Annotated in this window: 20 protein-coding genes and 4 tRNA genes; 15 read left to right on the top strand and 9 right to left on the bottom strand. The window is 65.6% G+C overall.

Going from position 1 to position 19,858, the window contains the following annotated elements; all coding sequences use genetic code 11:
• Positions 1-3: 3 nt before the first annotated feature.
• From EII42_RS04515 to EII42_RS04505, 3 genes are read right to left on the bottom strand one after another with little or no spacing between them, the layout of a single operon-like run.
• Positions 4-924 (bottom strand): o-succinylbenzoate synthase, encoded by a 921-nt coding sequence (locus EII42_RS04515; RefSeq protein ID WP_125170928.1) that lies wholly within the window; start codon positions 922-924, stop codon positions 4-6.
• A complete protein-coding gene (locus EII42_RS04510; protein ID WP_125170927.1) occupies positions 921-1,790 on the bottom strand; it encodes a 1,4-dihydroxy-2-naphthoate polyprenyltransferase in 870 nt (289 codons plus the stop codon). The genes EII42_RS04515 and EII42_RS04510 overlap by 4 nt, the downstream gene beginning before the upstream one ends.
• Positions 1,787-2,728 carry an AMP-binding protein gene (locus EII42_RS04505; RefSeq protein ID WP_125170926.1) on the bottom strand — a complete coding sequence of 314 codons (942 nt, stop codon included), beginning with the start codon at positions 2,726-2,728 and terminating at the stop codon, positions 1,787-1,789. The genes EII42_RS04510 and EII42_RS04505 overlap by 4 nt, the downstream gene beginning before the upstream one ends.
• A 47-nt stretch (positions 2,729-2,775) precedes the next feature.
• On the opposite strand from EII42_RS04505, the gene EII42_RS04500 reads away from it, so the two are divergent.
• From EII42_RS04500 to EII42_RS04485, 4 genes are read left to right on the top strand one after another with little or no spacing between them, the layout of a single operon-like run.
• The gene (locus EII42_RS04500) at positions 2,776-3,018 is read left to right on the top strand and encodes a PLD nuclease N-terminal domain-containing protein (RefSeq protein ID WP_125170925.1); all 243 of its coding nucleotides are present in this window, start codon (positions 2,776-2,778) and stop codon (positions 3,016-3,018) included.
• A 34-nt stretch (positions 3,019-3,052) separates the two neighbouring features.
• Positions 3,053-3,670, top strand: coding sequence for a dihydroxyacetone kinase subunit DhaL (dhaL, locus tag EII42_RS04495; RefSeq protein ID WP_125170924.1), 618 nt, complete (start codon positions 3,053-3,055; stop codon positions 3,668-3,670).
• A 55-nt stretch (positions 3,671-3,725) separates the two neighbouring features.
• Positions 3,726-4,535 carry a nucleotidyltransferase family protein gene (locus EII42_RS04490; RefSeq protein ID WP_125170923.1) on the top strand — a complete coding sequence of 270 codons (810 nt, stop codon included), beginning with the start codon at positions 3,726-3,728 and terminating at the stop codon, positions 4,533-4,535.
• Complete coding sequence (locus tag EII42_RS04485) at positions 4,532-5,713, top strand: galactokinase family protein (protein ID WP_125170922.1); 1,182 nt, start codon at positions 4,532-4,534, stop codon at positions 5,711-5,713. The genes EII42_RS04490 and EII42_RS04485 overlap by 4 nt, the downstream gene beginning before the upstream one ends.
• On the opposite strand, the gene EII42_RS04480 is transcribed toward EII42_RS04485, so the two are convergent.
• On the bottom strand, positions 5,673-6,638 hold the full coding sequence (locus EII42_RS04480; protein ID WP_125171005.1) for a cation diffusion facilitator family transporter: 966 nt from the start codon (positions 6,636-6,638) through the stop codon (positions 5,673-5,675). The two genes, EII42_RS04485 and EII42_RS04480, sit on opposite strands and share 41 nt — an antisense overlap.
• Positions 6,639-6,700: 62 nt before the next feature.
• Here EII42_RS04480 and EII42_RS04475 point away from each other — a divergent pair, with 62 nt between their 5' ends.
• Positions 6,701-8,146 carry a patatin-like phospholipase family protein gene (locus tag EII42_RS04475; RefSeq protein ID WP_125170921.1) on the top strand — a complete coding sequence of 482 codons (1,446 nt, stop codon included), beginning with the start codon at positions 6,701-6,703 and terminating at the stop codon, positions 8,144-8,146.
• Here the strand turns inward: EII42_RS04475 and EII42_RS04470 are convergent.
• Entirely contained in the window at positions 8,143-8,724 is a 582-nt protein-coding gene (locus tag EII42_RS04470; protein ID WP_125170920.1) for a hypothetical protein, read from the bottom strand. The genes EII42_RS04475 and EII42_RS04470 overlap by 4 nt on opposite strands.
• Positions 8,725-8,785: 61 nt before the next feature.
• Here EII42_RS04470 and EII42_RS04465 point away from each other — a divergent pair.
• From EII42_RS04465 to EII42_RS04425, 9 genes are all read left to right on the top strand, one after another.
• Positions 8,786-8,858, top strand: a tRNA-Lys gene (locus EII42_RS04465).
• Positions 8,859-9,286: 428 nt separating this feature from the next.
• Positions 9,287-10,687: an SH3 domain-containing protein gene (locus EII42_RS04460; protein ID WP_125170919.1), complete on the top strand. Its 1,401-nt coding sequence runs from the start codon at positions 9,287-9,289 to the stop codon at positions 10,685-10,687.
• 93 nt (positions 10,688-10,780) lie between these two features.
• A tRNA-Glu gene (locus tag EII42_RS04455) sits at positions 10,781-10,853 on the top strand.
• Positions 10,854-10,963: 110 nt separating this feature from the next.
• Positions 10,964-11,037 (top strand) — tRNA-Asp (locus tag EII42_RS04450).
• A 22-nt stretch (positions 11,038-11,059) separates the two neighbouring features.
• Positions 11,060-11,136: transfer RNA gene (locus EII42_RS04445), tRNA-Phe, on the top strand.
• Between the two features lie 137 nt (positions 11,137-11,273).
• Entirely contained in the window at positions 11,274-12,077 is an 804-nt protein-coding gene (locus EII42_RS04440; protein WP_125170918.1) for a hypothetical protein, read from the top strand.
• A gap of 5 nt (positions 12,078-12,082) precedes the next feature.
• Complete coding sequence (locus EII42_RS04435) at positions 12,083-13,411, top strand: hypothetical protein (protein WP_125170917.1); 1,329 nt, start codon at positions 12,083-12,085, stop codon at positions 13,409-13,411.
• 4 nt (positions 13,412-13,415) lie between these two features.
• Positions 13,416-14,141 (top strand): hypothetical protein, encoded by a 726-nt coding sequence (locus EII42_RS04430; RefSeq protein WP_125170916.1) that lies wholly within the window; start codon positions 13,416-13,418, stop codon positions 14,139-14,141.
• Positions 14,138-14,815, top strand: coding sequence for a hypothetical protein (locus tag EII42_RS04425; RefSeq protein ID WP_125170915.1), 678 nt, complete (start codon positions 14,138-14,140; stop codon positions 14,813-14,815). The genes EII42_RS04430 and EII42_RS04425 overlap by 4 nt, the downstream gene beginning before the upstream one ends.
• Before the next feature lie 60 nt (positions 14,816-14,875).
• On the opposite strand, the gene EII42_RS04420 is transcribed toward EII42_RS04425, so the two are convergent.
• The 4 genes from EII42_RS04420 to EII42_RS04405 form a co-directional block, all read right to left on the bottom strand.
• The gene (locus EII42_RS04420; RefSeq protein ID WP_125170914.1) at positions 14,876-15,274 is read right to left on the bottom strand and encodes a hypothetical protein; all 399 of its coding nucleotides are present in this window, start codon (positions 15,272-15,274) and stop codon (positions 14,876-14,878) included.
• A gap of 93 nt (positions 15,275-15,367) precedes the next feature.
• Positions 15,368-16,303, bottom strand: a complete 936-nt coding sequence (locus tag EII42_RS04415; protein ID WP_125170913.1) for an AEC family transporter — start codon at positions 16,301-16,303, stop codon at positions 15,368-15,370.
• Positions 16,303-17,268: an alpha/beta hydrolase gene (locus EII42_RS04410; protein WP_125170912.1), complete on the bottom strand. Its 966-nt coding sequence runs from the start codon at positions 17,266-17,268 to the stop codon at positions 16,303-16,305. Before EII42_RS04410 ends, EII42_RS04415 begins: the two co-directional genes overlap by 1 nt.
• Complete coding sequence (locus EII42_RS04405; RefSeq protein ID WP_125170911.1) at positions 17,268-17,474, bottom strand: DUF3073 domain-containing protein; 207 nt, start codon at positions 17,472-17,474, stop codon at positions 17,268-17,270. Before EII42_RS04405 ends, EII42_RS04410 begins: the two co-directional genes overlap by 1 nt.
• Before the next feature lie 157 nt (positions 17,475-17,631).
• Here EII42_RS04405 and EII42_RS04400 point away from each other — a divergent pair, with 157 nt between their 5' ends.
• Complete coding sequence (locus EII42_RS04400; protein ID WP_125170910.1) at positions 17,632-19,821, top strand: NADP-dependent isocitrate dehydrogenase; 2,190 nt, start codon at positions 17,632-17,634, stop codon at positions 19,819-19,821.
• The last annotated feature ends 37 nt before the right edge of the window (positions 19,822-19,858 follow it).

Here is a 19,858-nt window from a genome sequence, read left to right as displayed (position 1 = left end):
GGTTCAGATGAGACGCGAGACGCGCTCGAACCGAGCGAGCCACCACGCCGTGGTCTCCTCATCGGCCAGGAACTCCGCCGCCCGGGTGGGCGTTGCCCCAACGATAGGGGGCACGAGGCGGCCGGCCGCCGGGACGAGCGGGCGGTCCACCACATCGCCGGCCAGCAGGGAGAGGGTTTCCAATCCGCAGGCGTGGTTCAGCTGGGGCAGCGCGGCGGCAAGCGCCACCCCTGCGGCGAGACCGATGGACGTCTCGACAGCGGAGGACACCACCACGGGCAGCCGCAACTCGCGGGCCAGCTCCAGACAGGCGCGCACGCCGCCGAGGGGCTGAACCTTCAGCACGATGCCGTCGGCAGCGTCAAGCTCGACCACCCGATAGGGGTCCTCCGCGCGACGGATGGACTCGTCGGCGAAGATCGCGACCCCCAGCCCACGCAGCTTTGCCAGATCCTCGACCGCTGCGCACGGCTGCTCGATGTACTCCAGTTCGTAGGGGGTGAGGGCCCGGATGGCGGCTCGGGCTTCGTCGAGGCTCCACCCGCCGTTTGCGTCCACGCGTAGCTTCGCCTCCGGCAGGGCCTCCCGGACTGCGCGTACGCGCGCCACGTCCTCAGCCAACCCGGTGCCACCGGCGACCTTGATCTTGATGGTGCCGCAGCCGGAATCGACCGCACGCCGGGCGGCCAAGCCGGGCGCGATGGCTGGGACGATGCCGTTGACCGGCACAGAGTCGCGCATCATCGCAGGGAAGCCGTGCTCCGCGGCTTCCCGGGCGGCGCGCAGCCAGCTGCTGGCCTCATCGTCGCCGTATTCGGGAAACGGGCTCCATTCTGCCCAGCCCGCCGGGCCTTTGAAGAGCACCCCAGTTCGCCGGGTGATCCCCCGGAAGGCGACCCGCAGGGGGATGTCGAAAACGATCACGCGATGACACCGATCAGCAGACCCATGCCGACGCCGATGCCTGCCACCGAAGTGCCCTGAATCACCGGAATGAGCCGAGCGCCGTCGGCGCCGGAGAGCACCAGGGAAACCTGCGGGGCTGCGACCCCGAGGCCGCACAGCGCAATCAGTGCCCACCACGTCGTACCCGCGGCGAAGGCCAACACTGCTGCTGCAGCAAGCCCGATGAGCCCGACGTAGAGCCAGCGGGCTCCTCGGTCGCCGAGCCGCACTGCGAGGGTTCGTTTCCCGGTGGTTTCGTCGGTGGGGATGTCGCGCAGGTTGTTGCCGACGAGTACGGCGCAGGCGAGTGCCCCGACGGCGGTGCCGGCAGCGAAGGATGGCCAGGGGAAGGCGAGGACGCTGACGTAGGTGGTGCCGACGGTGGCCACCAGCCCGAAGAACACGAAGACCGACACCTCCCCGAGGCCTAGGTAGCCGTAGGGATGTTTCCCGCCGGTGTAGTACCAGGCGGCGAGGACGCTGAGTGCGCCCACGGCGATCAGCCACCACTGGCCGGTGAGCCAGACCAGGGCCAGCCCGAAGCCGCAGCCGATGGCGAAGCTGGCCAGCGCGGCCCACTTGACGTGTTCCGCCGGCGCCTGCCCGGAGGCGGTTATCCGCGTGGGGCCGGTTCGTTCATCGTCGGTCCCGCGGATCCCGTCGGAGTAGTCATTGGCATAGTTGACTCCGATCTGCATGAACAGCGCCACGCCAAACGCGAGCAGCGTGCGCCACCAGTTGACTTCGCTGTGGGCTGCGGCTGCGGCGGCTCCGGCCAGGATCGGGGCGACGGCGGTGGGCAGGGTGCGCGGTCTGGCGCCGGCGACAAATACTTGGATGCTCATGACGTGAGCCATCTTAGAAGGATTTCGCGATCCGGCTTGCCTCCGGCGGTTCGGGGCACCGCTGTGCGCACCAGTTGGCGGGGCAGCGCATGCCTGGGCAGGCTGCCCGCCAACCGGGAGCGCCAGTCGTCCAGGGTGCCGTGCTCGGCGAAGAGAACGATCCGCTGCCCCCATTCCTCGTCGTCGACGGCCAGCACCCAGGCCTCCGGGTCTGCAGCGAGCACCGCCGCCCGCACGAGCGCAAGGTCGGCCTTGAGCCCACCGGTCATCACCACGTCGTCGGTCCTACCGAGCACTCGGAGCCGGCCGTCAACCCAGGCACCACGATCGCGGGTGGTGATGGCGCCGTCAACGATCATCGGACCGCTCAGCCGGATCACGCCGTCGACGAGTTGCACCTCGACGCCGGGCAGGGGCAGCCCGTCGTAGACGACGCCGCCGCACGTTTCGCTCATGCCGTAGGTTTCCACCACGCGCACCCCGCGCCGCTCCGCGCGGGCGCGCACCTCGTCGGCCAATGGCGCGCCGCCGACCAACACCACGTCGAAAGCGTCCAACGCCTGACCCGCGTCCAAGGCCCGGATCAGCTGGGTCGGGACGATCGAGATGGCGTTGCGCCCCGGCGCCAGGCAGGGAGCGTCGAGTGAACAGCGGCGAACGCCGGACCCGGTGATGCCGCGCACCATCACCATCAGACCGGCGACGTAGCGGTCAGGCAGCGCGAGATGCCACGTCGCGTCGAAACCCAGATGCTCGCGGCTGGCCTGCGCGGCGGCGAGGAGTTGCGCGGCCGAGAGGTGGATGCGCTTCGGTCGGCCGGTGGAGCCCGACGATTCCAGCACCACTCCGGTGAAGCCGTCGGGCGGTTCGCCGGAGGCCAGCCAGATGCCCGGTCCGCCGTCGAGCATCGCCTTCACCGCACAGGTCAGCTGCTCCATGCCGACATGGTAGCGGCCCGGTTCAGGGCAGCCGATAGACTCGGAACATGCTGAAGGCGATCCTGATCCTTGCCGTCGTCATGCTGACCATCTACTGCGTTGTGGAGGTGGCGTTGGCCAGCCGGTACTCTACGCGCCTCCTACCGCGTTGGCTGTGGGCCTTTGCGGTGATTACGCTGCCCGTGGTGGGGCCACTCAGCTGGCTGCTCTTTGGCCGGCCCGTGACCCCTCGTAACAAACGGGTGATAGCGCCCGACGACGACGAAGACTTCCTGCGCAGGATCAGGTAGTTGACGGTTCCCGGAGTAGGAGTTTCTTGGCAAAATGGTTAGCAGGCTAGGCGTCATCCAGGGTTGGCTTGCGATCGCGAACACCGCGTTCGGCGCCAACGCCGGTTACCTTGACCGGTTGGACCGGGCGATCGGCGACGGCGACCACGGCACCAACATGGCCCGCGGTTTCTCGGGTGCTGCCGAATTGGATCCGGGCAGCTACGACTCGCCGCAGCAGTTGTTGCGTCAAGTGGGCATGCATCTGCTGGGCTCCATCGGGGGAGCCTCCGGAGCGCTGTACGGCACGTTCTTCCTAACGCTGGCCTCACGCTGGTCTTCAGAGATGAACACGCCGCGGCTCGCTGCAGCGATGCGCGCGGCCCGCGACGCGGTGCAGGCCCGCGGCAGAGCGGAAGTGGGCGACAAGACGCTCGTGGACGCGCTGCATGCTGCGGTGTGCTCATTGGAGGCAGAGGACAGCGAAACACCCATCCGGGAGGCCATTTCCCGAGCAGCGGAGGCCGCGCAGGCGGCCAGCCAGGGCGTGCGGGATGCAGTGGCGAAGCGGGGCCGCGCGGCCCTGCTCGGAGAGGCCACCGTCGGTCATCTCGACCCGGGTGCGGAGTCCATGACGATCCTGTTTCAGGCTGCAGCCCGCCATCTCGGTTGATCATTTGTCGGCCCCGGCTCCCGTTGAGCGCAGTTCGTGCCCTAGCTTGGGTGCCATGACTCATACCAAGGCAGTTATTCTGGCGCGCGGGCTGGGCTCGCGCATGCGCAAGGAGACGGAGGGCGTAGAGCTGGACGCCGATACCGCGAAGGTGGCCAGCACCGGGGTCAAGGCCATGATCTCGGTGGGGCGGCCTTTCCTCGACTACGTGCTTTCGGGGCTCGCCGACGCCGGTTTCACCGATGTCTGCCTCGTCATCGGGCCGGAGCACAACGTCTTCAAGGAGTACTACGACGAGCTGAAACCGAAGCGGGTCCGGCTGCACTACGCAATTCAGGAGGAGCCACTGGGCACCGCCAATGCTGTGTTGGCGGCGGAGGAGTTCGCGGCCGGCGACCATGTCGCGGTGCTCAATTCGGACAACTACTACCCCAGCTCCGCACTGAAGGCGCTCTCCGAGCTGCCGGGCTCCGGTCTAGCCGGGTTCACGAAGCGAGCGATGGTGAATGAGTCCAATATCGCCGAGGAGCGCATCGCCGCGTTTGCCCTGGCCACCGTCAACGCCGATGGCAACATGGCCGAGCTCGTCGAGAAGCCCGATGCGGAGACGGTGGAGCGTCTCGGCGACAGCGCGCTGGTGAGCATGAACTGCTGGATGTGTGGCCCGGCCATCTTCGACGCCGCACGGAGCATCCCGATGTCGGCGCGCGGCGAGTACGAGATCACGGACGCGGTCCGCCACGCGATCGAGCAGGGTGACGCCTACCGGGTGGTGCGCGTGGATGAGGGAGTGTTGGACATGTCGAACCGGGGCGATATCGCGTCGGTCAAGGAAGCGCTGAGCGGATTCGAGGTGTTGCTGTGATCAAGTGGTTTGTGCCGGGCCGGATTGAAGTCTTCGGAAAGCACACCGATTATGCGGGGGGGCACTCGATCCTGGCCGCCGTGGACCGCGGCGTGACGGTGACCCTCACCGACGCCGACGAGTTCTCCGCAACTACCGACGCTTTCCCAGGCGAGCGAATCCGACTGGTGCCAGGTCAGCCGCTGGATGTGCCGAGGGGGCACTGGGGGTACTACCTGCAGGTGGCGCTGGATCGGCTGACCCTGAACTTCGGGAGCCTGGCCCCGGTCGCCATCCACGTTTCCTCCACCCTGCCGCTGGCCAGCGGCATGAGTTCTTCCTCCGCTCTCGTCGTCGCGGTCACGCTGGCCATCGCGGAGCGCAACGGGCTGCTGGAGCGGCAGGAGTGGATGGACAATATCACGAGCGATCTGGAGTTGGCCCACTACGCATCCTGCGTCGAGAACGGATACGACTACCCGGGGCTGGCGGGCACGCGAGGCGTGGGCACGATGGGCGGTTCCGAGGATCACACGGCGATGCTGTGCTGTGAGGAGGGCAAGCTCACCGAGTGCTCCTTCGTCCCGTCGGTGCGGCACAACGTCGTCGAGTTCCCTGCGGACCATTCCTTCGTCGTGGGTGTATGCGGTGTTCGCGCGGAGAAGTCGGGGGCCGCGATGGAGCAATACAACTACCTGTCCGCCAGCACCCGCGACCTGGTCACCCGCTGGCAGGAGGCGACTGGACGCCAGGAGTCGACGTTGGACGAGATCATCAACGCGGAGGACGGGATCGATGGGCTGAGTTCGATTGTCGCCGACGACGAGGCGCTTTCCCGCCGTCTGAAGGCCTTCGTGGCCGAGGTGAAGGTGTTCATCCCACGCGCGGTGGCGGCGTTGCGCTCCGGGGATCTGGCGGAGTTCGGGCGGGTGGCCTTGGAGTCGCACCGCAACGCCGACCAGAACCTGCTGAACCAGCTGCCGGAGACGAACGCGCTGGTCGAGTTGGCGATGGTTAATGGCGCCGTGGGGGCGTCCGCTTTCGGCGCCGGCTGGGGCGGCTCGGTCTGGGCGCTGGTGCCAACCTCGGATGCTGAAAAGTTCGCGCAGCGCTGGGGAGCCGCCTACCGGGAGCAGTTCCCGCAGTGGGAGCCCGAGTTCATCGTGACTCGGCCGAGTCAGCCGGCTCGGCGCGTGTGAGCCGCTCGCCGAGTTCAATATCCTCGTAGCTGCGCGGGTCCTCGATCGGCTCCAGGTGCCCCAGCACCTGGAGCTCGGGGAACTCGGTGACGATTGCGTCGATCAGGTCCTCCATGGTGTCGTGCCCGCGCTGCACGGTCCACGATCCGGGGACGAGCATGTGGAACTCCAAGAAGGAGCGGGACCCAGAGATTCGGGTGCGCACGGCGTGGAAACTCACGGTGGGTTCCTGCCATTTGGGCGACGACCATTCCGCGAGGATCTCGCGGATTCGCGCGTTGTCTTCGATGCTCATCGACTCGTCCAGTAGGCCGCGCGCGGATTCCTGGATCAGTTTCCAGCCGGTCCATAGGATGTTCAGCCCGACGAGCAGGGCCACCAGCGGGTCAAGCCAGAGCCAGCCGGTGAGCGGCACGGCAACCACCCCGATGAGCACCCCGACAGACGTATACACGTCTGTCATCAGGTGCTTCCCGTCGGCGCGCAGCGTGATGGACTTGTGTGTTTTTGCGGCCCGGAGGAGGATCAGGGCCACTGCTCCGTTGATGACCGACGCCACGAGGGAGATCGCCAGGCCGAGGCCGACCTCCGCCAACGGCTGCGGGGCGAGGAACCGCTGGACGGCGAAGATGATGATCGCCGCAGCAGCGACGAAGATCATCATTCCCTCGGTCGCGGCGGAGAAGTATTCCGCTTTGGTCCTGCCGAACTGGAACGCCTTGTTGGCTGGAGCGGCCGCCATGCGCAGAGCGATCAGCGCCACGACGGCGGCCACCAGGTTTACCACCGATTCCGCGGCGTCGGAGAGCAAACCGACTGAGCCCGTGACCCACCAGGCCGCGGTCTTGAAGGAGATCGTGGCGAGGGCTGCGGCGATTGCCAGCCATGCGTATTTCGTCAGGTCCTGTCTGGGCACGCCCAGCATTGTCTCGGACAGCACCTGCCGGATTCAATTGGGTGCAGCTTACGTACCTTTAAGCTTGGGGCATGAGAAGTGGCTGGTTTGGTCTCCCGATCTTCGGGGCACGTCCGGTGCCGAAGGTCGTGTCCTGCACACTCTCCGGCGGCGGGTCGCGCGCCAGTTTTCAGGTCGGTGCTCTGCAGTACCTGTACCGGAACGACCCGGAGTTTTCACCGTCGGTGTTCGTTGCCGCTTCCGCGGGGGCGATCCTGGCTGCGGGTCTGTCTCAGTTCGCCGAGCGCAACCGGCAGTCGGCGTGGATGGACGATTTCAGCAAGCTGTGGCTCACGATGGGTCACGCTGATGACATGTTCACCCCACGCTCGTGGTACCGGAGACTGCGCGACGAGGGGCCGAGTTGGCTGGAGATGATGCAGCCTGCGGTCGCGTCCCGGGAGAAGGCGCAGCGCCCACTGCTGCCCTCTTTCCTCGCCCGGCGTCCCCCCGAAGCCCCGTCCTCCCCACCGTCGCCGGTAGATCCGCTGGAGTACGCGCTGACGCAGGATGAGGAGATGCGTTCGGAGTGGTCCCTGCAGCAGCTCTCGACGATCGTGTCGAACCTGGGTCGCCTGTCGAAGATCGGCAGCGACATGTCGGCCATCTGGTCCGGGATGGAGCAGACGCGTTCGATGTACCGACCGGGGCCAGTCCTGCGTCGCTTGCTGGAGCCGGAGTTCTTCGATCCGACGAGGGTCGCGGCTTCCGGCGTGCGGCTGCGGGTTGCGCTGGTGGCCTTGGAGTCCGGCGAGTTGCGTTTCATGACGGAGCAGGGCCAGCTGGTTGACCGCGAGAACGAGCCGTTCGACGAGGTTCGCCACGACCTGACGCTGGGCGTGTTGGCCTCGTGTTCCATACCGGGGGTGTTCCGTGCCGTGCCGATTGATGACGAGACGTATGTGGACGGTGGCACCAGGGAGAACATTCCTGCTGAGCTCGCGATCGGCCTGATGGGCGCTTCGGTGAACTACGTGGTGTCTTCCAACGGCGGCGGGGTGCGCGCTCGGGCCAACATGGCCGACGACAATGTGTTCTCCGTGGTGATGCGGGCCACGGAGATACTGATGGACGAAGCCAACCGGGACGAGTTGGAGTATGCGATCTCTGCCAACGCGATCGTGATTTATCCGACGGTGGATGTGCACGATTCGATGTTCGTCCACCCGGGTTACGCGCAGTTGAACTCCGATCACGGCTGGCTGCGCGCCGCTGACGTCCGGCTGGGGTTGGACCGGCACCAGCAGCGATGGCACCGTCGGATCATCGAGCAGAGGCTGACCTGCCTGCGACTGGAGCAGCGGTGGTTGGACGATCCCTGCGCCGAGCACCGGCAGGCCGTGCAGTCCGCGAAGGAGCGGCTGCGCACGATGCTGCTGAACGCGGTCCCCGAGGCCCTCCCCGAGGGATCGGCTCGCTGGTGGCAGTCGTTCGAGGCTCACCCGGAGCCTATCCCGGAGGCCCCGTGGTGGCTTTAATCCGGGCTGATCTCTACGGTTCCACTCCGCGCGGTGACCGAGGCCGCACGACCGAGCCACTCGTCGGGAACGAAACCGGCTTGCAGGTCGGATGGCCGCAGCGGGTTCGCGCCGGTGGCTGACGCTATGGCCGCGCGTACTTCTGCGCTGGCGGAGACCACGAGCAGCATCCGGCGAAGGGCCTTGGCGTTTGCCGTGACTGCGTCGGACACTTCCCCGCTGTGTTGCTCCGCCACCAGCAGCACTGGCTCGCGAAGCGCGTGGATGGGATAGAGTTCCCGTTCTTTCGTGACCGGCCCATCAACCACGACGACGCGCGCACCTGCCAGGACAGCCGGGTTGGCCCACAGCGTCGCGGAGTTGATCGCGTAGCCGACGCCCGGGGTTGGGTCGGCCTCGGTTGGTGGCTCCAGGCGCGCTATTTCTGCGGCGGTAACGTACGTGGGCCGGTGCTGGTCGAGGCGCGCGTCGCCGGTTTCTGGCGGCTGCTCGGCGCGTCTCTCCGCGCGCCGGTCGAGAGCGAAGGCTACCGCGAGAGCCGCCGTGCCGACGATGAGTGCGCCGATCAACCATCCCATGTCACCACTGTGCCAGAGCGTTGAGATGCTCTCGCCCGCCATATTGGCTAAGATGTGTCTCGCCCCTATAGCTCAGTTGGCAGAGCAGTGGACTTTTAATCCATGGGTCGCGGGTTCGAGCCCCGCTGGGGGCACTGGATCCTTGGTCCCACGGTTTACGCGGGCACGCCGTGCTGTTCCGTATTTTCTTCCGTCAATGCATTGGATTCAATTGGCCCTGCTTTGTGGATACGGCCCGAAAAAGCATGAACCTAAAGTGGCAGTTGAAGCCTGTTCTCGCCGCGACGAACATCTCACCATTCGCTTGCCAAACATAATTCTCCCGCTCTCCTGCTGGAGACGTCACACCTAGCCAGTACCTAAACATGCGGCTAATTACACCGATGTTATTAGCTCTCCGACCGCCTCCCCCACCACCTTTATCGAGATTTCAAGCGGCCCGACGAAGGTTGTTACCCAGCCTTGATCTCCTTAGGCTCGCGATGCCCGGATACGCCGGAGGCAGTCGCTTCGGGGAAGCGGCGTATCCGAGGCCCAGCACCTTTCGACACGGAGGACCCGGATGCGCACCTGGAAGCTAATACGCAACGGAGCGATGGCCACCGCCTTGGCGGTGAGCGCCCAGACCCTCGGCTCGTTGGTGGCCAGCCCGAGCGCGGATGCGTTTCATGGCACGGTGGCGGCCACGACTCGCGTACATGTTCGCTCCGAGCCGAGCACGAAGAGCCGGTCTCTCACGGTGTTGTCCCCCGGCCAGCAGGTGAGCGCACACGGCACGCATAACGGCTGGACGAAGGTCACGTGGCAGGGCAGGACCGCTTACGTCTACGCCAAGTACCTCTCGGGGGCGACCACAGAGGCGCAGGTCTCGACGGGTTCCGCGGGTACGGCCCGGACCACCGCCAACCTGAACGTGCGCGTCGGGCCTTCTTCCGGCCACCGTATCGTCGCAGTGATCCGCAAGGGTACGGCGGTCCGACTGACGGGCAGCGTGTCCGGCGGCTATTCGCAGATCACGTTCCGGGGGGAGCATCGTTGGGTTTCCACCAGCTACCTGACCCAGGAAACCGCCCTGACTCCCCCGCCCCCCGCAGTCGCAGGAAAGTTGCAGGCGACGGAGAATCTGCATGCCCGCTCCGGGGCCGGGGTACAGCACCGGTCGCACGGCATCATGCCAAGGGGCACCATCGTCGATGCAACCGGCGAGACGAGCAACGGGTTCTCGCAGGTCATCTGGCGCGGCCAGACGCTCTGGGCCGCGAGCAAGTATCTCCGCAGCGTCGCCTCGGAGACCACCACGCCGCCGACGCCCGAGCTGCCCGCCACCACCCGACGCTGGGCCACCACGGATCTGAACATCTGGTTGGCCAGCACCGGTGACCGATTCAGCGGTGAGCTGCCCAAGGGGTCGGAGCTGGCGGTCACCGGGAAAATCGCGAATGGCCGTGCGGAGATTGTCCACAACGGGGCGCTGCGGTGGGTGACCGCGCGATTCACCACCGCCACCGACCCGAGCGTGTCGGCTGGCGTCGGCAGTTCCACCGGAAGCTGGGATCTGGACTCCCCGCCCATCAAGGGGGGCCCGCGTGGAGCCGAGCTTAACCGGGGATATTCGAAGGGAATGGAGCGGACCAACCCGTACATCCAGCGCATCGGGGCCGACGTGTTCCATCGCTTTCCGGAGATCAAGACTCTGTACGGCTGGCGCCGCGACGTCACGCCCGACCACCCCGCAGGGCGCGCCGTTGATGTGATGATCCCGAACTACCGGAACAACAAGGAACTGGGCTGGGCGATCGCGAACTACTACCGCAAGCACCACAAAGAGCTGAACATCAAGTACATCATCTGGGATCAGCAGATCTGGAGCGTTCAGCGGGATGCGGAGGGCTGGCGACGCATGAAGAGCCGTGGCGGAGATACCGCCAACCATCTGGACCACGTGCACATCAACTCGAACTGACCGCGGCTGGCCGTGTCCTTCCGGACGCGGCCAGCCCGTTGCGCCGGACGTTTTGACGAACGCTGCGCGCACCCCGTAGAGTTTTCGAAGCTGGTCCCCATCGTCTAGCGGCCTAGGACTCCGCCCTTTCACGGCGGCAACACGGGTTCGAATCCCGTTGGGGATGCGATTCTCCTAGTGAGAACGCAAATCTTGAAGGCATAACCGCCGATTTTACAAGCGGAAAAAAGCCCGATAGAGTAGCGGAGCTGGCTGAGGCCAGCAGGTCAAGAAGTTGGCCCCGTAGCGCAGTTGGTTAGCGCGCCGCCCTGTCACGGCGGAGGTCGCGGGTTCGAGTCCCGTCGGGGTCGCTAGGTCTGAAACAGGCCGAATGGCCAGGTAGCTCAGTTGGTAGCAGCGTTCGCCTGAAAAGTGAAAGGTCGCCGGTTCGACCCCGGCCCTGGCCACCAGATTTCCCCGCCCCCGAGGCGGGGTTTTTAATTTTACTCCCGGTATCACCTGATTGCTCAGGTTTACCCACCCGAGAGGCGCCGCTTTGCACCCCTGGGGCAGTAGAGTTGTTGCGTAGGCAAACGTTAGGTAGGCAATGACTAGTTCGTGGTATGGCGACGACGACCCGATGCGCTTAGGCGACATCGGCGATGTCGCGCCCCCTCCGTCCTACGGCTTGGACGAGTCCGCAGATGTCACCGAGGATGAGGATTTGCTCGCTCCCCCGTCATGGGGCGCGGATGACGAGCCGACGGATGCCCAGCGCCAACCCTCCGCCATCTCCGGCGGACGCGGCCTCGTGCGCATCTGGCTTGACGACGACGGCTCGCTCGCCCGCGTGCGGGTGAACGACCTCTGGTCGCCGCAGTCGGGTTTCGCTCCTCTGGAAGCTGCATTCGCCGAAGCGTTCCAGAAGATGGCGGTCCAGAAGCTGGAGGTGGTCGCGCAGAGTCTTGAAGAGCCCGGCACCGAGTTTGATCTCGAAGCGCTGCAGGCAGAGGCCCTCGAAGGATTCGATCCCGAAGCGACCACTCTTCAGGATCCGTCAGAGGTTGATGATCTGCTGGACCAGATCGAGGATAACCTGCGCCGGTGGGAGGAACGCCAGCGTGAGATCGGCGAGCTTCCCGCCGCGGTGGCTACCCGCACCAAGGCATCATCTGGCCCAGTCACGGTCATTCTGGATCGTTTCGGCGGCCTCGCTGAGGTAGAGTTCACCCCAGGGTGGCTGGAGGATGCCACCGGGGTCGCAATCGAAAAACTCGTCGTCCGAGCGGCGAGGAAGGCACTCGTGAGCTTCGTGCTGCGGGTGTCCCCCGAGCAGGAAGAGCTGGAGAGCTTTAGAGCCGAGCATGATCGGCTCCTGAACCTAGTACTGAACCGCGGAAACGGACGGTGATGAGCATGTTTGAGGACCAAGAGTTGCGGGCTGCCGAGGCGGGCTCCGCCGGCATTCGCTTCGACAGCGATGATCTCGTGGGTCAGGAGGAGATTGGCGAAGCTCTGCTGAAGCCTTCTGCCTCCGGTAGCCGCGGCAAGAAGAATAACGGCTCGCAGAGCCCGATGATGGGCGGCATGCCGGGCGGTTCCGGAGGTGCAGGTGGAGCGACGGGTGGAGCGGCCGCGCCGACCCCGATGTCTGGCAACGCTCTCGGCCTGAATGCTTCCCGTCTGCCCGGCGCATCCCCTCTCGGCGGCACCTCCGGGGCAGTCAATTCGGCAAACATGAGTGCGGGGGCTTCCGGCCTCACCGCTGGCGGTTCTGCGATGGCTCCCGGCGGACTCGGCGCTGGCAGCCTGGGAACAGGTGGTCTGGGGGCCGGCGGAATCGCTGCTGGTGCGGGTGCCGGAGCTGCTGCTACTGGCGTTGGCGGGCTCGGCGCTGGGGCAGGCGGGCTGGGTTCCGGGATGAACCTGAGCAGCGGCGCTGGCGCTATCGGAGCCGGGGCCGGCGGCCTGATTGCTGCAGGCAGCACGCCCAAGGCGCCCGACTGGCAGCTCGGCGACCCGATCCTTCCCGGCGATCCGCGCCATCCTGGCGGCCCGTCGCCGATCTACCCGGGGGATCCGGGCTACTGGGACATTGTGCGGCCCGCTCCCGGGTTGCAGCCGCCCGGTGGCGGAGTCGGCACCCCGGGTGGGCCGGGTGGTTCCTACCCGCCGGGTTACACTCCCCCTGGCCACGGCGTCCCTGGCGCTCCCCCGAGATCGCCGGGCGACGGGGCGGCTCCCACCAACCCCGGCGGCCCCGGCGCCGCCGGCGCGACGCAGCCGGCCCCCACCGCTCCCGGTGATGCCTCAGCTTCCGGCCCGGGCGGCACGTCTGGTTCCGGCGGAGTCTCCGCAGGTGCGGGCACCGGCAGTTCATACTCTGGCGGATCCGGCGCGGGCGGCTACGGCCGATCTGGCGCAACCCCCAGGGGCGGCAGGCACGACGGCTTCACCGTCAACTACGACGCGGTCGAGGCCTGGGCTCGTCGCTGGAAGGTCATCTCCGATCAGTTGGGCGCCGCGGGCGCGGGCATGGGGCCGCACGAGTCCTCGTTGCTGCTGCGGCCGGCCGCACCCGGCACCCAGCGGCTGCAGGATCACCTGAGCAACAGGACGAAGCAGACCTCCGACCGCATGGAGGACACGGGCGTGCGCCTCGACCAGGACGGCATGGAGTACTACCAGCGGGAAGCCGAGAACGCAGCCTCATCAATCAAGTTCATCTCGAAGCAGGGAGGGTAGCCCAATGGTTGACATCAGTTCCAGCATCGCCCAGATGGATGCCATCTCCAGCGCCGTTGATTCGGCCTACGCACGGGACATGGCTGACATACGCAAGTGGCTCCTGGGGGGGCTGCTCCAGCCCGGAGCAGAGCTCGCAGGCGCGACGATTCACAGAGCCGTTTCTGCTTTCGTGCAGTCTCTGCGGGCCCGTGTTGAGGCCTTCCGCCCGGATGAGAACGCTGCCCAGCGCTTCCAGGACGCTTCAGCAGAGTGGAAGCATCTGCACGGCCAGGTCACCCAGCTGATCGGCGAGATGCGGACCCTCAGCTCTGTCCCCGGGCGCACCGGTGCCGCCGCTGAAGCCTACTCCGATTCCATCGAGACCCAGATCTGGCAGACGGAGAACTTCGCGAAGATGGTCAAGGGCATGTCCGAGGTCTATGAGCAGCTCCTGAGATCGCAGCGACAAGGAGTCGAGGAGTTGTTCGCGATCCTCAGCGGAGCGAGGGTCTCCTGCCTCCAGGCCGGCGGTGGTCTGATGCCCTTCAGCCGCACGCTGCGCTGCGTTGAAGTGCTCAAGGGCGCTGCAAACGCGTTTGACAACCTTGTGAAGCATTCGGCCCAGCAAGCGTCACAGATCGGAGCCAGAGCAAGCACAGCGACAACGCTTGACCAGCTTCGCTACGTCCTCCCCTTCCCGGGAGCATTTCCAGAGCCCTCTACGGTGCTCCCTGGAGCGGGCGAATGATGAAAAGGGGGATCGTTGCGGCGGTGATCGCCTGCGTGGCGCTGCTAGCCACGTTGATCATCCTCTTCACCGTCGTGTTTCCAGTAAGCAACGATCAAGCGCAGCCCACACCGATCACTTTCACCACCCAGCCGCAGACAAAATCTGCGGAGACTTCTTCCTCGCCCAGCGGTAATGACGTCGTCTTGGATGGAGACGGTTTCCGGGTGTATCCGCGCGAAATGCGCTACGAGCAGATCAAACCGCCCACTGTGCTGCCCCCAGCCTTCACCAAGTGGATACGATCCACCAACTCCGATGAAAATGACCAAATCCCTATCCTTGATAGCTTTGGAGACTTCAAAATCGTGATGGCTGACACAGCGGTGACTACGGAGACCTTTGGGGTGAATGCCGTCTACCGTGATTCCAAGGACAGGGAAATCTGGTTCAGAGCGGTGGCGGACATTCTCCCGTGGGATATCCTTATCGAGGGGGTGGAGGGTCTCAGACCCGTAGGACCGGCTCTCTGCGGCATGGCCACTTTTGATAATGGCTTGGAGTGCTTTGTCATGACTGCCGAAGCAGACATTCACATCTCCTTCGATACCGCCGCGACGGAAAACACCTACAGCGACGAGGAGGTTGCGGCAACCTTCAACGCAGCGATCGAGGCGTACCGAAACCAGCAGTAGGCTGAGATACGGTCGGGGCTGGGTGGTGAAAACCGCCCAGCCCCTTGATCTGTCTCCGGTTCAGCGCTTAGCAGCCACGGCGGTGCCCGAAAGCGCGTTGCGCACGAAGGTCGGGGTCTTTGTATTCGCCACGATCCAGTTATCGCCATAGACATAGGATGTGCCCGACTCGTCGAGCTTCCCGATCTGCGTCTTCACAGCCTCTGCCGATTCGAACCACATGATCTGGTCCTTGCCATCGCAGGTGCCCGAAGCCGCGGCGCCTTCAACCGAATCGGTTCGCTGCCACCTCTTGCAGTCATAAGACTTCTTGGTTAGCTTCTCAACCATCACATCAATCGACTGCACGGCGCTGCTCTCCGTGTCCTGCTTGCTCTCGGCAGCCCCACACCCGGCGAGGCCACAGAACATAGCGACGGCCCCAGTGAGTGCAAGCGCGCGCATGCTTGGCAAACGCATCAGCTAGTCTCCTTCCCAACGAGGTCCTGCTCTTCGAGGCGACACGTCCCATCCCGAACTGTCGCCTCAGCCACTCTAGCAATTGGTCGGACCTCAAACGTTTGCCCCCGGGTGCAACAGTAGAGCCACAACCAACAGCGTCGGCAACGAAAGCGCCGTCGTGAGCAACACGGCATCGCGCGCCACAAGCTCCGCCGTGGCGTAGCGCAGCGCGTACTGGTACATGTTCTGGGCAGTCGGCAGCGCAGCGACCACCACAGCGGCAAACACCATATCGGGAGGCAGCTGGACCACGTAAGTGGCCGCCAGCCAAGCCACAACCGGCAACACAACACTCTTCGCCATCGTCGCAGCAACAACAACCATGCGAGACTCCGCCTCGGCGAGCGGCCGCGCGCCATGCAGTGACATCCCGAACGCGAGCAGCATCAACGGCACGGCCGCACCCCCCAGCAACTCCAGCGGAGCCAGCACGACGCGCGGCAGCTCCCACCCCAAAACGGCCACCACCACCCCGAGCGCCGAACCGAACACGATCGGGTTCCTCACCGGCTGAGCCAGCACCTTCCGCAGCGAGACCCGCCCCTCAGCGGCCATGTCGAGACCGGCCAACAGCAGCGGAGACATCACCAGCAGCTGCAAAAGCAGCAGCGGGGCGACGTACTGTCCATCGCCGATGACGTACACAGCGACGGGCAACCCGATGTTGTTGGAGTTGGTGTAGACGCCTGCGTGGGACGCGATCAGCAGCTTGCCCACATCACGGGTGCCCCACCACCACAGCGCAGCAGCAAGCGGGATCCCGACGATCGTGACCGCCAGCAGGTGGGCGACCAGGCTCCCGGAGAACAGCAGCGCAACATCGGCCCGAGCCAGGATCGTGAACAGCAGGGCGGGGCTGGCCGCGAAGAAGGCCACCTGGTTGAGAGGCACCCGCTGACGCGCGTCGACGATCCCCAGCTTGGCGAGTAGCCAGCCCACCGCGATCACGAAACCGATCACGCTGAAGCCCAGCAGGACGTCGAGCACTAAGCGTAGGCTTTCAGAAAGCGCTCGATCTCGGCGAAGGCCCGGTCCCGCACCGGAGGAAGCGACAGGATTACATCGTGGCGGGCACCCTCAAGGCGCACCAGAGTCACGTGATCGCCCAGCGCCGGGGCCCGCTCCGCGATCCGCTCCACATCGAGCACAGCATCCGCGTGATGAATCTCGTCGGTCCAGGGGGCATTGCCGAGCACGACGATGCTCCGCTTGGAAGTCAGCACGAGCACCGGCACGTCGATGGACAACCCGCGGGCCACCTCCGCGTGCCCGCTCATCACAGCCCGGAGCCAGCCCACTCGAATGAGAAACGCTTTGTCACCTTTGAGGTTGTGATCGAAGTGCCACTCCCCCTGGTCGTTCGCGTCCAGCGAGCGCACATAATGATCGTTGACCGCCATGGGCAGCACCGTCGTCGGCGATAGCGCCGAAACCGTACGCATGATCGGGTGCATCGAGGCGCGCCTGATGGGGGAGCCCTGCAACTCGATCCACGGCGAGTTCAGCACAAGCGCGGAGAAGACCCCTGGGTGCTCATTGGCGTACAGCGAAGCAACCAGACCTCCGGTGGAGTGCGCCGCCAGCACCAGGGACTCGTAGCCCTGCTCCTGGATCAGCTCCACTGCATGGTCGAGTTCGACCCGGTAGTCGTGCATATCCGGGATGAAACCGGCCAACTGCCCCTCTCGCAGCGACCGCCCGTAGCGGCGCAGATCGACGGCGTAGAAGTCGTAGCCGAAGCGGTCGAAGGCATCGCCCAAGTGTGACTGGAAGAAGTACTCGCTCCAACCGTGCACATACAGCACAGCGCGACGGTGACGTGGGCTGTGCCGCCGAACCATCGTCGCCACGAGGGAGCCTCCCGGCTCCAGAGCGTAGGTGGGCTCATCCGGCAGCGGCAACGTGTACGCGAAGTAACCGGGCAGCAGCTGGTCCACTACCCAGTCGCGCATCAGCGGCGCTCTTCCTCGTCGTAGTCGTCGTACTCGGCGTACTGATCGGCCAAGTCCGAGTATTGCTCGGGGACCTCTTCATACTCTCCGGAAGACTGCTGCTGCCGGAGCTCTCGCTCGAGCGACGCGAAGTCAGTCTCGACGGAACGGTACTTCAGGTCGCGTGCGACCCTCGTCTGCTTTGCCTTTGCACGGCCGCGCCCCATATCCGGGTCGACCCCCTTGCTTTGTCCCTCGCGGATTTCCGCGGAATCTTTCAGTGTCTCGTGCCCCCAAGGCTACCCAAGATTTCCTACAAGGCCAAAGGAGACCCGGCTAAGCTGGTCAGGCAACGCAATCCATCCCTAGGAGAGCTACTCAACCATGGGCAAGATCATCTACACCCTCACCGACGAGGCACCCCTGCTCGCGACGTACTCCTTCCTGCCGGTCGTGCAGGCATTCGCCTCGGCGGCGGGCATCGACGTCGAAACCCGCGACATCTCCGTCGCGTCCCGCATCCTGGCGCAGTTCACCGATGAGCATGATGCACTGACCGAGCTCGGCGAACTCGCCAAGAGCCCCGAGGCCAACATCATCAAGCTGCCCAACATCTCGGCGTCCGTGCCCCAGCTGAAGGCAGCCATCGCAGAGCTGCAAGCCAAGGGGTACGTCGTGCCCGACTACCCGGAGGACCCCAGCACCGACGAGGAGCGCGAGGTGCGGGCCAAGTACGACAAAGTGAAGGGCTCCGCCGTCAACCCGGTGCTTCGCGAGGGCAACTCCGATCGTCGTGCACCGGAGTCGGTCAAGAGCTACGCGCGCAACAATCCGCATCGGATGGGCACCTGGAGCGCAGACTCCAAGACCAACGTCGCCACGATGGGCGCCGGCGACTTCGCGTCGAACGAACTCTCCGTGGTGCTGCCCGCCGACGACGTACTCACCATCCGACACGTCGCCGCAGACGGCACGGAAACCGTGCTGAAGGCCGACCTCCGGGTCCTGGCCGGGGAGGTGGTTGACGGCACCGTGATGAGCGCTGCGGCGCTCGACGAGTTCCTGGCTGTGCAAGTGGCGCGCGCCAAGGAGGAGGACGTGCTGTTCTCCGTCCACCTCAAGGCAACCATGATGAAGGTCTCCGACCCGATCATCTTCGGCCACGTCATCAAGGCGTACTTCGCCGACGTATTCGCCCGTCACGGCGCCGAGTTGGCGGCCGCAGGGTTGAGCGCCAACGACGGCCTCGGTTCCATCTTTGCCGGCCTGGAGCAACTCGATAACGGCGCCGAGATCCGGGCGGCCTTCGACGAGGCGCTCGCCAACGGACCCCGGCTCGCGATGGTGAACTCCGACAAGGGCATCACCAACCTGCATGTCCCCTCCGACGTTATCGTTGACGCCTCCATGCCAGCGATGATCCGCACCTCCGGACACATGTGGGGCCCGGATGGCGAGGAGGCCGACACGCTCGCCGTCTTGCCCGATTCCTCCTATGCCGGCGTCTACCAGGCCGTGATCGACGACTGCCGCGCCCACGGCGCCTACGATCCGCGCACGATGGGGACTGTGCCGAACGTCGGTCTCATGGCGCAGAAGGCCGAGGAGTACGGTTCGCACGACAAGACCTTCGAAATCTCCGTCCCCGGGCGTGTCGAAGTGGTCAACAGCGCCGGCGAGGTACTGATGAGCCACGAGGTGGCTAGCGGCGACATCTGGCGCGCCTGCCAGACGAAGGACCTCCCGATCCAGGACTGGGTGAAGCTTGCCGTCACGCGAGCCCGCGCCACTGGCTGGCCCGCCGTTTTCTGGCTCGACGAGCAGCGCGCCCACGACCGCAACCTCATCGAGAAGGTGCGCACCTACCTGCTCACCCACGATACCGAGGGCCTGGACATCCGGATCATGAGCCCGGTGGAGGCGACACGCTTCTCCGTCGAACGGATCCGGCGCGGCGAGAACACGATCAGCGTCACAGGCAACGTGCTGCGCGACTACCTGACCGATCTCTTCCCCATCTTGGAGCTGGGGACCTCCGCCAAGATGTTGTCGGTGGTGCCGCTCATGGCCGGCGGCGGCCTGTTCGAGACCGGCGCGGGCGGGTCCGCGCCGAAGCATGTCGAGCAGTTGGTGAGCGAGAACTACCTGAGGTGGGACTCGCTGGGCGAGTTCCTGGCTCTGGCCGCCTCGTTCGAACATCTGGCCACCATGGAGGGCAACCCTCGCGCAGCCATCCTGGCGAAGACCCTGGACGAGGCCAACGGCCGCTTCCTGCTCACGGACAAGTCACCGACGCGCAGGCTCGGCGGCATCGACAACCGGGGTTCGCACTACTGGCTGGCTCGCTACTGGGCCGAGGCGCTAGCCGAGCAGGCCGACGACGCGGAGTTGGCCGAGCGCTTCTCCCCCGTCGCCCAGGCGCTCGTGGCGGGTGAGGAGGTCATCGTCGGCGAATTGGTGGGTGTCCAGGGCAAGCCAGCGGACATCGGCGGCTACTACCGGCCCGACGCTGCCAAGACTGAGGCGGTCATGCGCCCGTCCGCGACGTTCAACGCCGCGATCGGACAAATCTAAGCCCCGACGACGGTGGTGCGGCTCCGCGTGTCCGCGC

This window comes from Tessaracoccus sp. OH4464_COT-324 (genome assembly GCF_003932855.1).
Classification (GTDB): domain Bacteria; phylum Actinomycetota; class Actinomycetes; order Propionibacteriales; family Propionibacteriaceae; genus Arachnia.
This window is presented reverse-complemented; position numbering and strand designations above follow the sequence as displayed.